We start from the raw sequence: 15,162 nt of genomic DNA on the forward strand, positions 1-15,162 counted from the left end.
GGGGGCGGCATGCAAGCCTACCACCCCCTTTGGGACTTCACATCGACGAACGGATCTCGGAGGCAAGGTCGGTCAGCGTTGCCTTCACATCCGCTCCATTGACCATCTTCTGCATCGCCACCGCCCAGGCATTCATTGCCTCGGCGAAGCCGACGCGGGCCGTAAAGGCGAGTTGCGCCTGGTCCTGCACAGTCTTGAACGTCTCGACGAAGTTGTTGAATTCAGGCTTTGCGGCGTATTCGAGCCAGGCCTTGTCGCTCCAGGTCGATGCGCGCGGAGAGTTGACGAGCTTGCCCGCAACGGCACCGTTCAGCTCGACCTGCTTGGAGGTCGCCCATTGGATGAAGAGCCAGGCCGCGCCCTTCTTCTGGGAGGCGGCGTTCATGGCCAGAGACCAGATCCAGATGTTGGATTCGAAGTTCTTGCCGTTCGGTGCGCGCAACGGTGGTGCAAAGGCGATCTTGCCGGAGGCGGGCTTGCCGGCGACGTCGTTCCAGAAACCGAACATGTTGGAATCGATCGCCATGGCGGTCCGCCCTGAATTGATCCCTTCGACCACCTGGTACCAATTGTCATTGGCAAAGGAGGGAGCAGCGCATTTCTTGATCATGTCGACATAGTCTTTGTGGAAGGCGATCGACTCTGGCGAATCCAGGCCCGTGTCGAGTTTGCCGTCTTTGACGACGAAATCGTGCACGCCATAGGACCTCGCAATCGAGATCGCAGCCGTGTGGATGCTGCTCCAGAACCTTACGCCGCGAACGCCGAGAGGCGTGATGGTGGGATCGGCAGCTTTGAGTTTCTCACAAGCGGCCGACATCTCCGGCGGGGTGCTCGGGACTTTGATACCGTGCTTGTCCAGCACATCCTTGCGGTAGAACAACTGGATGTTCTCGAAGCCATGGGGGATCGCCCAGACCTGCCCGCTGCCGGCCTCGATCTGGCCCTCCTTGACCTTCCATGTCAGCGCTTCGCGCAAGGCTGGGAAGAAGTCCTTGTAGTCGTAGGCTGCAGAGGTGAGCTTTGAATCGTTTAGATAGCGATCGAGCGGTTCGAGCAGTTGGCCCGGGGCAAGGTCCCAGGCGGGCTGGATGCCCGTGCCGACGACATCCCAGCTTGGCGATTTCGTGCTGAGCTGGATCGTTAGCTTATTCCAATAGGCATCATCCGGATAAAGCTCCGGCGTCACCTTGATGCCGGTGAGTTTCTCGAACTCGGGCAGTTGAGCCGCAACAGCGTCAGCATAGGGGTGAATATCGTAGGCCCAGACGATGGACGTGCCTTCGAATTGCCGCCAGTTGATGTCTTCTGCGTAGGCCTGGGTGGCAGCCAGTGCCGCCCCGGCGCACACGGTGGAGTTAATGAGAGCTTTTTTGATAAGTTGAGCCGAATGACCGCAAACAACGGCTAGCGTCCTTGGCATGATTCCCTCCGATGGGCTCTTTGGCCCGCAAACCACGCGCCCTCTCCTCTAGCAGAGGCCGTGGTAGGCGAAGGCTATGCGCCATTCTAACGGGCTAAGCGGCTTTTGACACAGAGTTTGGGTAAGGTTGGGTAAGAGCCAGAAATCGGGGTTTCTAAAATAAGATCGGCTGGCCGCGACGAGGCTACGCAATGCGAAGCGCCAGTGGACGCTTCAACAGCACTTTTGCAGGCATACGAAAACGATCTGAAAAAAGCCTCCGCCAGACATTTGGTCTAGGCAGAGTAGCCTCTCATGCTTGCAATGCTGGCCCGATGACGCTGTTCTCAGTATAAATTGCTTTCAGTCTGGCATTGCCAATTGGAGTTGCAGGATGATCGCGCAAATCGCAAGAGTCGTTTCCAGCACGGTCAGAAAACCAGCTGAGGACGGCGATACTCTCAAGATTCTTGGTATATTTTGTGGAGCAGGCCTTCTGCTCTCTCTACTCGTCGCAATGGCTTTTGCGCTCGACTTGACGCCTTTGTGATGGTTCAGCGGTTCATCACGATGAGGTCGAGCCGAGCAGTTCCCACTAAAGCGCACGGCAGAGGAATTCACCGCGACGGCCCCATCGTCCCTCCGGCATAGCGCCTAGCCGCCGCGTCCTGCGTGTTTGTTGACCCATGCCGAAGTCTAACTCGGGGACCGGCCAACCCTAGTTGCCATTCGTAGGCCCGCGATATTGGTGGCGTACTCGGCAGCGATATTGCCGCCAAACAGGGCTGAACCCGCCACCAACGTGTCGGCCCCAGCCTCCACGACGGCGGCAGCATTGTGGCACGTGATACCACCATCGACCTGAAGGCGGATCGGGCGATCGCCGATCATGGCGCGAATGCGCCTGATCTTGGGGATCTGGCACTCCAAAAACGCCTGGCCACCGAAGCCCGGATTGACGGTCATGACAAGCACCAGATCCAACCTATCGAGCACATATTCGATTGTACCCTCCGGCGTCGACGGACACAGGCTTACGCCCGCTTTCTTGCCGAGCGCGCGAATAGCCTGCAGCGAACTATCGAGATGTGGACCGGCTTCCGCATGAATCGTGATGATGTCGGCACCGGCTTTGGCAAAGCCTTCAAGATAAGCGTCGACGGGCGCTATCATGAGGTGAACGTCAAACGTCTTCGTGGTGAACGGCCTCACCGCCTTTATCACGTCCGCACCGAAACTGATGTTCGGCACGAAGTGCCCGTCCATGACATCGCAATGGATCCAGTCAGCGCCGGCTGCGTCGATCGCCGCGACCTCCTCGCCGAGACGCGCGAAATTCGCCGCCAGGATCGAGGGAGCAATGACGATATCCCTGGTCATGGACATTTGCTCCCGGTCGCCTGCTCGCTGCCAGCTCCGCCGCTGAACACGCGGCTCGCCAATACGTCGGAGGGATCGATGGTTTCGAGATCAGCGATCTCGAGCATCCGGTCGAGATCGGAGACCAGCCGATCGGCCTGGCGCAACCGGATGCGATCGACAGCGTTGCGGACCGAGCGCGCATTGGAGAAGAACGGCTGAGTCCGGCGCAGCACAATGTATCTTTCGAACGACTCGCGTGCCGCGGCCGAGAAGCGGTAGCCGCGCTCCCTCAGCATAAGCTCGGCAATGTAGAGCAGCTCCGCCTCCGAATAGTCGGGAAACTCGATGTGGTGGGCGATGCGTGATCGGAAGCCTGGATTGGAGGCAAAGAAACTGGTCATCCGTTCGCCATAACCCGCGAGAATGACGACGAGATCCTCGCGCTGGTTTTCCATGACTTGCAGCAAGATCTCGATGGCTTCCTGACCATAGTCGCGCTCGTTGTCGGGCCGGTGCAGGTAATAGGCCTCGTCGATGAACAGTACGCCGCCCATCGCCTTCTTCAGGATCTCCTTGGTCTTCGGCGCAGTGTGACCGATATACTGACCGACAAGGTCGTCGCGCGTCACCGAGATCACCTGTCCGCGCCGCACGAAGCCGAGGCCGTGCAAGATCTTCGCCATGCGCAGGGCGACGGTAGTCTTACCGGTGCCGGGATTGCCGGTGAAGGACATGTGCAGCGTCGGGGCCGAGGAGACGAGCCCGGCCCGCTGCCGGATCCGCTCAATCAACAGGAGCGAAGCGATCTGCCGCACCCGCTGCTTGACGGGCTTCAAGCCGATCAACTCTTGTTCGAGCTGGTGCAAGGTCTCCGTGATCCCCGCCGCCTCGGCCTCCTTGCGCAGGTCAAACGCAGTAGGCACCTCATTGACCTCAATGGTCGTCGTGTGCGGCACATCCAGCATCTTGGACCTCGAATAAAGAGGCTTCGCCGCCGCAAATGACGGCGAAGCAGTTGTCCGCCAGGGAGTCGGAGCGGGGAGAAAGAGTCGCTCCGAGCGGAAAGCGACTAAGAGGAAGCCGGCTGAGGTTGCCGGTGTACGGTGGTGTAACGTACCGAGCGTACGGCCATCTCCTGGCGCACCAGCTCGAACTCAGCCTCCTTCGCGGGCCGGTTGACGAGGAACGAGATGCGCACCGACTCCCAGCCATGGCTGGAATCGAATCCCGAGACGCGGATGTAGCGGTCGCCATACACCCTGCGGCATTCGGCGAGCTCCATCATCACGCCGGCAGCGTCCGCGAGATCGAACATCGGCAGACCCCACATCTCCCAATAGGTGTTGCGGGGATGCGGGTCGTCGGTGAACTCGATGTTCACCGCCCAACCCTTGCTCAGGCAATATTGCACCTGCTTGGTAATCTGCTCGTCGCTGAGATCGGGCAGGAAGGAGAAACAGCCTTGGGTCAGTTTCATCTTTGCTCTCCTTTAGACAGCGGCGAGCGCCGTCGGCACGAAGTCCGGCGTGTCGGTGGATTGATAGTTGAAAGTGACGTCTTTCCAGGTCTCCAGCGCGGCCTTCAGCGGCGTGCAGGTCGCTGCGGCCTTGGCCAGGATCTCTGGGCCTTCGTGAACGTAGTCACGTCCCTCGTTGCGAGCGAGGATCATCGCTTCCAGCGCCACCCGGTTGGCGGTCGCCCCGGCCTGGATACCCATGGGGTGGCCGATGGTCCCGCCGCCGAACTGCAGCACGACGTCCTCGCCGAGCAGGTCGAGCAGCTGGTGCATCTGGCCGGCATGGATGCCGCCGGAAGCCACTGGCATTAGCTTATTCAGGCTCGCCCAGCTCTGGTCGAAGAACACGCCGTGCTCGAGCTTCATCGGGTTGAAGTCGTCGCGGCAGATGTCGTAATAGCCGCGCGTGGTGTTGGGATCGCCCTCGAGCTTGCCGACGACCGTGCCGGCGTGGATGTGATCGACTCCGGCGAGCCGCATCCATTTGGCGATGACGCGGAACGACACGCCATGGCTCTTCTGGCGCGTATAGGTCGAGTGACCGGCGCGGTGCAGATGCAGGATCATGTCGTTGCGGCGCGCCCATTTCGCCATCGACTGGATCGCGGTGTAGCCGATCACGAGGTCGATCATGACCACGACCGAGCCGAGCTCCTTGGCGAACTCCGCACGCTCGTACATGTCCTCCATGGTCGCGGCCGTGATGTTGAGATAGGTGCCCTTCACCTCGCCCGACGCCGCCTGCGCGCGGTTGACGCCTTCCATGCAGTAGAGGAAGCGGTCGCGCCAGTGCATGAAGGGCTGCGAGTTGATGTTCTCGTCGTCCTTGGTGAAGTCGAGCCCGCCCTTCAGCGCCTCATAGACCACGCGGCCGTAATTGCGGCCCGAGAGGCCGAGCTTCGGCTTGATGGTGGCGCCGAGCAGCGGCCGGCCGAACTTGTCGAGCCGCTCGCGCTCGACCACGATGCCGGTGGCCGGCCCCTGGAACGTCTTCACATAGGCGACCGGCAGCCGCATGTCCTCGAGCCGCAGCGCCTTCAGCGCCGCGGCGCGGGCGCGATAGAGGTCCTTGTGGAACGTATCGAGCGTCGGCTGGTCGCCGGTGTAGGAGTGGATCGTGGTCATGAACCCCTTCTCGATCCCGACGGCGTCGTCCAGCACCTGAGCGAGCGGCGCGAGGCAGTTGGTCGAGCACGAGGCGTTGGAGACCACGATGTGATCGCCGGTCAGGGCGAGATGATTGACGCCGAACACGACGGTGAGATCGACCTCGCTTGCCGGCGCCGAGACCAGCACGCGCTTGGCACCGGCCTGGATATGTGCGGCGGCTTTCTCACGCGAGGTGAACAGACCGGTGCATTCCAGGGCGATATCGACACCGAGCGCACGATGCGGCAGCTGCGCCGGGTCCTTGATCGCGGTCACCTTGATCGGGCCGCCGCCGACGTCGATCGTATCGCCGTCGACCTTGACTTCGCCGGGAAAGCGGCCGTGGACCGAGTCGAAGCGCAGCAGATGCGCATTGGTCTCGACCGGACCGAGGTCGTTGATCGCGACCACCTCGATGTCGTTGCGGCGGGACTCGGCGATCGCACGCAGCACGTTGCGACCGATCCGGCCAAATCCGTTGATGGCGACACGCAAGCTCATGCTGTTCTTCCCTGGTTCCGACGTGCGACCGAGCGCCTGGCCGCTTCTGCGATGCTCTGCGGTGTGATGCCGAATTCGCGGTACAGCACGGGCGCCGGCGCCGAGGCACCGAAGCTGCGCATGCCGACGAACTCACCGTCGGCACCGATCCAGCGATGCCAGTCGCCGACAACCGCTGCCTCGACGCCGACGCGCGGCGCCGTGCCGAGCACGGTGGCGCGGTAATCGTCCGGCTGCTCCTCGAACAAGGCGAAGCAGGGCGCGGACACCACGGCCGCGCGGATGTGCTCGGTCGCGAGCAGGCGGGCTGCTTCCAGCGCAATCGAGACTTCCGAGCCGGTCGCGATCAGCGTCACGTCACGGCCGCCGTCGGGCGAGACGACGAGATAGGCGCCGCGTGCGACGCGGTTCTTGCCGCGGGCATCGCTGCGGAAAGTTGGCAGCGCCTGACGCGACAGGCACAGCACGGACGGGCGATGCTCGGAGCCGAGTGCGCAGTCCCAAGCCTCCAGCGTCTCGACCGCGTCGGCGGGACGGAACACCAGCAAGTTCGGGATCACCCGCAGCGCGGCAAGGTGTTCGACCGGCTGATGCGTCGGGCCGTCCTCACCGAGCCCGATGGAGTCGTGCGTCATCACGTGGATAACCCGCAGCCGCATCAACGCTGCGAGCCGGATCGCGGGACGGCTGTAGTCGGAGAAGGCGAGGAACGTGCCGCCATAGGGAATGAAGCCGCCATGCAGCGCGAGGCCGTTCATTGCTGCAGCCATCCCGTGCTCGCGGATACCGTAGTGGATGTAGCCACCGGCGAACGCACCGGCTTTAACGGGGGTCTGCGCCTTCGCCTGCGTCAGGTTCGAATGCGTCAGATCCGCCGAGCCGCCGACCAGTCCGGGAATGGTGCTGGCGATGCCGTCAAGCACCTGCTGCGAAGCCTGCCGCGTCGCCAGCTTCGGCCGTTCGGATGCGAAGCGCTCGCGCAACTTCGCCGCGGCGAGCACATAGGCAGCAGGCAGGGCAACCGCCCTACCTTCCACGAACAAATCGCGCTGCTCGGGCGTTGCGCGCTCATAACGATCGAGCCAGGCGAGTCGCTCGACCTGCCCGCGCTGTCCGATCATCCGCCACGCCTTGAGCACCGGGATCGGCACCACGAAAGGCTGATAATCCCAACCGAGCGCGCGGCGCGCCGCCGCGGTCTGCTCGGTGCCGAGTGGCGCACCATGCGCCTTCTCGGTGCCCTGCCGATCAGGCGCCCCATAACCAATGATGGTGCGGCACGCGATCAGCGACGGCTTGGCGGTCTCCCGCTCCTCCGCGATCGCCTGGGCCACGGCTTCTGGATCGTGTCCGTCGACACGGCGCACCGACCAGCCGGAGGCCGCGAAGCGCGCGAGATGATCATCCGATGTCGCGAGCGACGTCGGACCGTCGATGGAGATGCCGTTGTCGTCGAACAGCACGATCAAACGGCCGAGCCCGAGATGACCCGCGAGCGAGATCGCCTCCTGGCTGAGACCTTCCATCAGGCAACCGTCGCCCGCGATCACGTAGGTGAAGTGATCGACGAGGCCGTCGCCATGCCGCGCATTGGCCATGCGCTCGGCAAGCGCCATGCCGACCGCGGTCGCAATCCCCTGCCCCAGCGGACCCGTCGTGGTCTCGACTCCCGGCGTGTGGCCGTATTCGGGATGGCCCGGCGTCTTCGAGCCCCACTGCCGGAACGCCTTGATGTCATCGAGACTGAGGTCGCCGCCGGTCAGGTGCAGCAGCGCATAGAGCAGCATCGAGCCGTGGCCCGCCGACAGAACGAAGCGGTCGCGGTCCGGCCAATTGGGATGCGCCGAGTCGAATTTCAGGAAGCGCGAGAACAGCACGGTCGCGACATCGGCCATACCCATGGGCAGACCTGGATGGCCCGACTGCGCGGTCTCGATGGCATCGACCGCGAGGAAGCGGACGGCGTTGGCGAGATCGTTATGCGCGACTGCCGTGATGTCGGCTTCGGCGTGGACGGAGATATTCATCGGTGTCTCTCCTCGTTCACTTCAGGCTGCGCTTGCGCTCGATCAACTGCATGATCAGCGGCGTCAGAATCAGCTGCATGGCGAGATCGAGCTTCGCGCCGGGACAGACGATCGAATTGGCGCGCGACATCCAGCTCTGCGGCAGCATCGAGAGCAGATAGGGGAAGTCGATGCCGCGTGGATTCTTGAAGCGGATCACGACCATCGATTCGTCCGGCGTCGGGATCCAGCGCGCGATGAACGGATTGGACGTGTCGACCGTCGGCACACGCTGGAAGTTGATGTCGGTCTCGGTGAATTGCGGGCAGATGTAGTGGATATAGTCGGGCATCCGCCGCAGGATGGTGTCGGTGACCGCCTCGGTCGAATAACCGCGCGCGCTGCGGTCGCGGTGCAGCTTCTGAATCCATTCGAGGTTGATGACGGGCACGACGCCGATCTTGAGATCGGCATAGCGCGCGACATTGACCTTGTCGGTGACGACGGCGCCGTGCAGGCCCTCGTAGAACAACAGGTCGGAGTTCTCCGGCAGCTGCTTCCAGTCGGTGAAAGTACCGGGCGCCGTGCCATGCAGCGCGGATTCCTCGGCGTCGTGGACATAGTGCCGCGTCACCGCCGTACCGGTCTCGCCGTAGTCGCGGAACGCGCGCTCCAGCTCCTCGAACAGGTTGGTCTCGGGACTGAAATGGCTGAAATGCTTGTTGCCGCGCTCGGCCTCTTTCGCCATCTGCGCGCGCATCTCGGCGCGGTCGTAGCGGTGGAAGGCGTCGCCTTCGATGTAGGCGGCATTGACCTTCTCGCGGAAAAAAATCTGCTCGAAAGTCTTCTTGACCGAGGTGGTGCCGGCGCCGGAGGAGCCGGTGATGGAGATGATCGGATGCTTCCTGGACATGGGACACCTCGCTCAGAGCCGGAAGAATCCGCGCCGCGCGAACAGCGGCGCAGAGACGCTGGCGACCAGCACTGGATCGCAATGAAGCTCCTCGACGCGCCGCACCTCGTTGCTCGAGCCCATGATCAGGGGCACGCGCTGATGCAGGCTCTGCGCGGAGAGGTCGAGGATGCGCTCGCGTCCCGTGGAGGCGGAGCCGCCGGCCTGCTCGATGATCATGGCCATCGGATGCGCCTCGTAAGTCAGGCGCAGGCGGCCCTCGCCGTAGCCGGGGCGCGCGTCCGAAGGGTAGAGGAAGACGCCGCCGCGGGTGAGGATTCGGTAGGCCTCGGCAACCAGCGAGCCGACCCACCGCATGTTGAAATCATGGTTGGCGGGGCCTTCGACGCCTGCGAGGCATTCGTCGATGAAGGCGCGCACCGGCGGATCCCAGTGCCGACGGTTCGAGGCGTTGATCGCGAACTCCTCGCAGGCCTCGGAGATCTGCACGCCGCTGCGGGCGAGACGGAAGCAGCCGGCCTTGTGATCGAGCGTGAAGATGTCGACGCCTTCGCCGAGCGTCAACACCAGCGAGGTCTGCGGCCCGTAGGTGACGAAGCCCGCCGCAAGCTGCACTGATCCGCGCTGGTGAAAGGCGAGCGAGAGGTCGTCGGGTGCCGGCAGGATCGAGAAGATCGTCCCCACCGTCATGTTGATGTCGATGTTGGAGGATCCGTCGAGCGGATCGATCGCGATGCAGACGCGGCCCTCGCGGTCGCCGATCTGGGGTTCGCGCATCTCCTCCGACGCCAGCGCCGCGATCGGCAGCTTGCTGAGGCAGCGGCGCAGGATCGCATCGGCCTGGACATCGAGGTCGCGCTGGATGTCGCCGTCGCTGTTGCGCTCCGTGGTCAGGCCAGAGGCGTCAGCGAGATCACCTGACGCGATGAGGTCGGCGATTTCGATGGCCGCCGCCGCGATGGCATCGACTGCGGCCGCCACGGCCAGCGCATGCGGCGCGGTCTCGGAATACCGTTGAAGGTGATCGTCCAGCCTGAGTTGCCCAGTCATCTGCGTCCATCCCCTTGGCCGGCGCCGCAGCCATGCCCTCCCCTCTGAAGGTCGGTCGCGGTCAGTCCCAGCACCAGGAGATTGACAGGGACAGATTAATAAGGAAAATTTCTATTCGTAATGAGCACCAAAGAATTTTCTTATAATTGACCCGGACAGGCGGCTGCACAGCTCCGGCATCTGACGATCAGGCAGCTGCGCTCGCTCGCGGCGCTGTCGGCCAAGGGCAGCGTGACGGCGGCCTCCGGCCATCTTGGGCTGACCCAGCCGGCCGTGACCCAGCAGCTGCGGCAACTTCAGGACCTCGCCGGCCTGCCCTTGGTGCAGCGGACCGGCGACGGCATGCAGCTGACCGCGGCGGGCAAGGAAGTGTTGGCGCTGGCCGAGCGGGTCGAGGCCGCGATCGCGGACTGCCAGGGCGCGCTCGACCTGCTCGCCGGACGGAGCGGCGGCGCGGTGCATCTCGGTGCGGTCTCGACCGCTAAATATTTCGTGCCGCATGCGATCGCGGCGTTCTCCAAGCGCTACCCCAAGATCGAGATCAAGCTGACGATTGGCAATCGCGATGAGATCCGCGCAGCCATGCACGGTTATGATCTCGACTTCGCGGTGATGGGCCGGCCACCCGCCGACGTCCACGTCGACGTGCGCCAGCTCGGCCGCAATCCGCACATCATCGTCGCCCGCAGGGGACATTGGCTGGAAAAGGACCGAGGACTCAGTCTGACCGACCTTGTGCACGAGACCTTTCTCACTCGCGAGCCGGGCTCGGGCACGCGAACACTAATGGAGGGCATGTTCCAGAAATCGGATCTCGAGCCAATCATCGGCATGGAGATGAGCAGCAACGAGACCATCAAGCAGGCTGTTATCGCCGGGCTCGGCATCGCCTTCATCTCGGCGCACACCGTCGCGCACGAGCTCGGCGAGGGCCGCCTCGTCGTGCTCGACGTCGCGGGCCTACCAATCGTGCGGCAATGGTACGTGATCCGCCGCAGTGACAAGGTCCTGCTGCCGCCGGCGCAGGCTATGTTCGATTTTCTTGGCTCTGAAGGGTCGAATTATTTGCCGTACCTACCTGAACTCGGCGGGCGCTAAAGCAAGATCCGGAAAAGTGTGAAGCGGTTTTCCCAAAACTCATGCTCAAACAAAGAGCTAAAGCGCCATGACGATTCAACCCATCGCGCTTTTTTCTCGACTTCTTCCAATGTTTTATTGCACGTCGACCAGGCATTGACCCACCGCGTCCAGGAGCCGACGCCGTTTCAACCACCAAGTCTGTCCGGGCCGGTTCTTGGAGGTGTGCCCCGGTGCACCGGTTACGGCAACGGCGTGAACTTAAGTTGGCCGAGCGGCACGACTTTGTCGGTGCGGGTCATCTTGAACTCGGTGTTCGGGCCGAGCCACTTGTCCCAGAGCTGGTTGATCTCACCTGCCTGGTCGAGTGCGAGCAGTGTCTCGTTGATCTTGGCGAGCAGCGCCGGCTCGTCCTTCTTCATGCCGATGCCGATCGGTTGCAAGACCATGGGCTCATCGATCATCTTCAGCGGTTGGCCAGCGGACTTCGATTCGTTGACGAGCTTGGTGATGGTCATGGTATTGGCCACCATTCCGACCGCCTTGTTCTGCTGGACGGCCATGAAAGCCGAGCCGGTGTCGACGAAAGTGAGGGGATCCGACTCATTCAGCTTGATCGCGAGCTCGGAGGTCGAGCCCTTGGTCGAAGCCAGACGTTTACCTTTGAAGTCGGCCTTCTTGGTTCCTGGATCCGAAGCCTTCACCGCCAACATCTCCTTGGCGAGATAATAGGGGTCGGAGAACTGGATCTGCTCGGCGCGGCCCAGCGTATAGGCGAGATTGGCGACTGTGATGTCGACGCGGCCGAGCTTGACCTCGGGCACCCGCGCCTCGACCGAGAGCGGGCTGATCTTCGCCTCGACGCCCCAGCGCTTGGCAATGGCTCTGCAGAGGTCGACATCAAAGCCAACCATCTCCCGCGTTTTCGGATCGGGCGCGGCAAACGGGGGTACGTCGGCGAAGGTGCCGCAGCGCAGCTCTTTGCGCTGCATGATATCGGCCAGCTGATCAGCCATGGCCACGCTGGCAAAGCAACTCAGGCCCGTGGCAACGATGGCGGCGCGGAGCACGCATTTTCCAGTCTTAGTCCCGATCCCGATCGACATTTCGAACTCCCTGTTTTGCAATGATGGCAGGCGTTGTCATCGTGCCCGCAGATCCGACAAAAAGCGCTGCGCACGCGGATGCTGCGGCGAGCCGAAGAACGCGCTCGGCGACGCCGATTCCAGCAGGCGCCCGGCATCCATGAACCAGACACGATCAGCGACATCGCGTGCGAAATTCATCTCATGGGTGACGCACATCATGGTCATGCCATCGCGAGCAAGTCCCCGCATCACCGCCAGAACTTCGCCGACCATCTCCGGGTCGAGCGCGCTGGTCGGCTCATCGAACAGCATCGCCGGCGGCTCCATGGCCAGCGCTCGCGCGATCGCGACACGCTGCTGCTGGCCGCCGGACAGCTGCGCCGGATAGTTCTGCGCCTTGCTGGAAAGGCCTACCCGGTCGAGCAACTGAAGCGCGATCTCCCTTGCCTTGCTCCGTTTGATGCCGTTCACCTTCACAGGCGACAGCATCACATTGTCCAGCACGCTGAGGTGTGGAAACAGATTGAAACTCTGGAAAACGAAGCCGATACGGCTGCGCAGGTGGTTCATTGCCAAGCTGCTAATCTTCGCATGAACATTCTGTCCGTCGAAGCGCAGCACTCCGGATTGGATCTCCTCAAGCCGGTTGACGGTGCGGATGAGCGTCGACTTGCCAGAGCCCGAGGGGCCACATACCACGACCACCTCGCCCTTTTTCACCTCCGCGTTGATGTCGACGAGGGCGGGCAGCGAACCGTAGAACTTGTTGATGCCAATGAATTCAATCATCGGAGTTGCCGTACTGTTCGAGGCCTGGTTTGACATGATCATGTCCTCGATGCGGCTGCCAAAGCCGGCGCTGCAGCACCATCCATCGACCTGGCGCGCCGAACGGCAATCCGACGTTCGAGCGTGCTGGCCAGCTTAGTGAGAGTCCAGCAGACGACGAAATAGATGATGGCGAGTATGAAGTAGACTTCGAACGGCTTGGTCAGAAGCCGGTTGTTGATCTGTCCCGCCGCGAAGGTCAGCTCTGGCACGTTGATGATGTAGCCCAACGTCGTCTCTTTGATGGTGGAGACGAACTGGCTGATGATGCTCGGGATCATGTTGAACAGCGCCTGCGGCAGGATCACGTAGCGCATCGCGCCGAGGTGGCTGTGGCCGAGCGCCCGCGCCGCGTCCATCTGCCCTCGCGGCAATGCCGTGATTCCGGCTCGCACGATCTCACTGAGAAAGGCCCCCTCGTAGATGACCAAGGTGGCGAGCATGGTCACGAAGCCGGGAACGCTCTCGCCGATCAGGAGCGGCAGCAGGAAATAGACCCAGAGGATGATCAGCAGCAGCGGAACGCCGCGCACGACATAGACCAGCGCCGTCGCCGGCCAGCGCAGCACGGGCCAAGGCGATAGACGCGCGAGCGCCATCGCCACGCTGAGCGGGAATGCCAGCGCAATTCCAAGAATCGACAGGATCAGGGTCGCGGCGATCCCGCCGAGCGGGCCGTTCGGAAACTGGCCGACCAGCAGCAGCAGCCAGTTGTCGCTGACGATGCCTATCATGTTGAACAGGAGCGTCATGTCAGAGCGCTCCCGCCATGCGGCTGCGCCGCTCGAAATAATAGCCAAGCCACATCAGGAGCAGCGAGCACACGAGGTAGAAGACGGTCGCGATCAGGTAGGTCTCGAAAGCGCGGAAGCTCTGGTTTTCGACCTCCTTCACCGCATGCGTGAGCTCGGTGACGCCGATCGCCATGGCAAGACTGCTGTTCTTGAACAGCGACACCGTGTGGTTCACCAGCGCCGGCATCGCATTTCGGACCGCCTGCGGCAGCAGGATGTAAGTCATCGCGCCGAGATAGCTGTGACCCAGCGCGCGAGCGGCCTCCCACTGGCCCTTGGGCACGGCGCGCAAGCCCGACCGATGGTCTTCGCTGAAATATGCGGCCTGACACAGTCCGAGCGCGATCACCGCGAAGATTGCCTCGCCGTTCTGATCGGACAGCCAGACCTGGAGCCGCTCGGGCAGCAGGCTGGAGACACCGAAATACCAGAGCATCAGCTGCACCAGTGTCGGCACGTTGCGGTGATAGGCAACGTAGGCCTCGACCAGGGCGTCGGCGATCCGGCCCGGCAGCATTCGAATTGCAAGGAGGGTGATACCGAGGCTCATGGCGAGCAGCCAGGAGCCTGCGAAGATGATGAAGGTCATCTTCACCCCGTGGACGAGCATGCGGCTGAACTCGGGGTTCAGCAGGATCGCCATGAGGTCGAAGCCCTTCATCGCACCCTCCGCTCTAGGTGACGGCTGGAGGGCTGGCGGGGTGCTCGGGACGGACCGTCGACAGTCCGCCCGGCACCTGCAGGGTCGGTGTGATCTCGATATGGCCGATGTTTACCGCCACTGGCGCGGCAATGGCGAAAGCGATCGTGTCGGCGATGTCCTCCGGTTTGGGCAGCTCGAATCCGTCGATGAAGGCAGCGCGGGTCGCGGCGGAGTCGCCGTGGACGTGAGCGAAGATATCGGTCTCGACCCGCCCCGGGCAGATCTCGGTGATGCGAACACGCTTGCCGAAGGCATCGATCCGGAGCTGACGGGACAGCATGCTGACCGCCGCCTTGGTGGCGTGGTAGGTCGAGTTGCCGCCGAAATTATAGGCGCCGGCGATTGAAGTGATGTTCACGACGTGACCGCGGTCGCGCGCCACCATGCCGGGCACGACGAGGCGGCACAGATGCAGGACGGCCCCCAGATTCACGCCGAGCAGTAGCTCGATATCCTCGGCATCCGCCTGCAGGAATTTCTTGGGCCGGTCGACGCCGGCGCAGTTGACGAGAACGTCGAATTCGACGCTGCCGGCGAGCTTGGTAAGCGCAGGCAGATCGCGAACGTCGACGGCATGGGGAATGCAGCCGGTGCGATCTGCCAGCGCCTTCAGTGGATCGGCGCTACGCGCCAACGCGTGCACCTGCAGTCCCTCGCGCGCCAGGCGCTCGACGACGGCGAGGCCGATGCCTGACGAGGCGCCGGTGACGAGAGCCGTCCTGTAGTCGGAAAATGGCATCTGAGTCCTCGCTGTTCTCCAGAGGCTACCGACG

14 protein-coding genes and 2 pseudogenes are annotated in these 15,162 nt (G+C 62.9%); 2 read left to right on the forward strand and 14 right to left on the reverse strand.

Annotated features, from left to right (window positions below; translation table 11 throughout):
* Positions 1–37: 37 nt before the first annotated feature.
* Positions 38–1,351 (reverse strand): sugar ABC transporter substrate-binding protein, encoded by a 1,314-nt coding sequence (locus tag QY049_RS21750; protein WP_246755941.1) that lies wholly within the window; start codon positions 1,349–1,351, stop codon positions 38–40.
* A 445-nt stretch (positions 1,352–1,796) separates the two neighbouring features.
* Here QY049_RS21750 and QY049_RS21755 point away from each other — a divergent pair, with 445 nt between their 5' ends.
* Positions 1,797–1,952, forward strand: a complete 156-nt coding sequence (locus QY049_RS21755; RefSeq protein WP_164933596.1) for a hypothetical protein — start codon at positions 1,797–1,799, stop codon at positions 1,950–1,952.
* A 146-nt stretch (positions 1,953–2,098) separates the two neighbouring features.
* Here QY049_RS21755 and rpe read toward each other — a convergent pair whose 3' ends face one another.
* From rpe to QY049_RS21795, 8 genes and pseudogenes are all read right to left on the reverse strand, one after another.
* Positions 2,099–2,782, reverse strand: a complete 684-nt coding sequence (rpe, locus tag QY049_RS21760; protein WP_128929480.1) for a ribulose-phosphate 3-epimerase — start codon at positions 2,780–2,782, stop codon at positions 2,099–2,101.
* A complete protein-coding gene (gene cbbX / locus QY049_RS21765; RefSeq protein ID WP_128955160.1) occupies positions 2,779–3,729 on the reverse strand; it encodes a CbbX protein in 951 nt (316 codons plus the stop codon). Before cbbX ends, rpe begins: the two co-directional genes overlap by 4 nt.
* Before the next feature lie 104 nt (positions 3,730–3,833).
* Positions 3,834–4,241, reverse strand: coding sequence for a ribulose bisphosphate carboxylase small subunit (locus tag QY049_RS21770; protein ID WP_128929478.1), 408 nt, complete (start codon positions 4,239–4,241; stop codon positions 3,834–3,836).
* Positions 4,242–4,253: 12 nt separating this feature from the next.
* A pseudogene (locus tag QY049_RS21775) lies at positions 4,254–5,321 on the reverse strand (ribulose-bisphosphate carboxylase large subunit); the annotation flags it as partial.
* Positions 5,319–5,930, reverse strand: a pseudogene (locus QY049_RS21780) (type I glyceraldehyde-3-phosphate dehydrogenase); the annotation flags it as partial. The pseudogenes QY049_RS21775 and QY049_RS21780, both read right to left, overlap by 3 nt.
* Positions 5,927–7,957, reverse strand: coding sequence for a transketolase (gene tkt, locus QY049_RS21785; RefSeq protein ID WP_128955158.1), 2,031 nt, complete (start codon positions 7,955–7,957; stop codon positions 5,927–5,929). The gene tkt and the pseudogene QY049_RS21780, both read right to left, overlap by 4 nt.
* A gap of 16 nt (positions 7,958–7,973) precedes the next feature.
* Positions 7,974–8,849, reverse strand: coding sequence for a phosphoribulokinase (locus QY049_RS21790; protein WP_100233973.1), 876 nt, complete (start codon positions 8,847–8,849; stop codon positions 7,974–7,976).
* A 12-nt stretch (positions 8,850–8,861) separates the two neighbouring features.
* Positions 8,862–9,899, reverse strand: coding sequence for a class 1 fructose-bisphosphatase (locus QY049_RS21795; protein WP_128955157.1), 1,038 nt, complete (start codon positions 9,897–9,899; stop codon positions 8,862–8,864).
* 180 nt (positions 9,900–10,079) lie between these two features.
* Between QY049_RS21795 and QY049_RS21800 the strand changes: the two genes are divergently transcribed.
* Positions 10,080–10,997 carry a LysR family transcriptional regulator gene (locus QY049_RS21800; protein WP_232995648.1) on the forward strand — a complete coding sequence of 306 codons (918 nt, stop codon included), beginning with the start codon at positions 10,080–10,082 and terminating at the stop codon, positions 10,995–10,997.
* Positions 10,998–11,218: 221 nt separating this feature from the next.
* On the opposite strand, the gene QY049_RS21805 is transcribed toward QY049_RS21800, so the two are convergent.
* The 5 genes from QY049_RS21805 to QY049_RS21825 all read right to left on the reverse strand — a co-directional run bounded on the left by QY049_RS21805 (position 11,219) and on the right by QY049_RS21825 (position 15,128).
* The gene (locus tag QY049_RS21805) at positions 11,219–11,992 is read right to left on the reverse strand and encodes an ABC transporter substrate-binding protein (protein ID WP_232995647.1); all 774 of its coding nucleotides are present in this window, start codon (positions 11,990–11,992) and stop codon (positions 11,219–11,221) included.
* Between the two features lie 126 nt (positions 11,993–12,118).
* Positions 12,119–12,853, reverse strand: a complete 735-nt coding sequence (locus QY049_RS21810) for an amino acid ABC transporter ATP-binding protein (protein ID WP_128930135.1) — start codon at positions 12,851–12,853, stop codon at positions 12,119–12,121.
* A gap of 38 nt (positions 12,854–12,891) precedes the next feature.
* The gene (locus QY049_RS21815) at positions 12,892–13,644 is read right to left on the reverse strand and encodes an amino acid ABC transporter permease (protein WP_128930134.1); all 753 of its coding nucleotides are present in this window, start codon (positions 13,642–13,644) and stop codon (positions 12,892–12,894) included.
* Position 13,645: 1 nt separating this feature from the next.
* Positions 13,646–14,347, reverse strand: coding sequence for an amino acid ABC transporter permease (locus QY049_RS21820; RefSeq protein WP_128930133.1), 702 nt, complete (start codon positions 14,345–14,347; stop codon positions 13,646–13,648).
* Positions 14,348–14,360: 13 nt separating this feature from the next.
* Entirely contained in the window at positions 14,361–15,128 is a 768-nt protein-coding gene (locus QY049_RS21825) for an SDR family oxidoreductase (protein ID WP_128930132.1), read from the reverse strand.
* Positions 15,129–15,162: the final 34 nt, after the last annotated feature.

The sequence above is a fragment of the Bradyrhizobium sp. WYCCWR 13022 genome (assembly GCF_030435535.1).
In the GTDB taxonomy this organism is placed as follows: Bacteria; Pseudomonadota; Alphaproteobacteria; order Rhizobiales; family Xanthobacteraceae; genus Bradyrhizobium.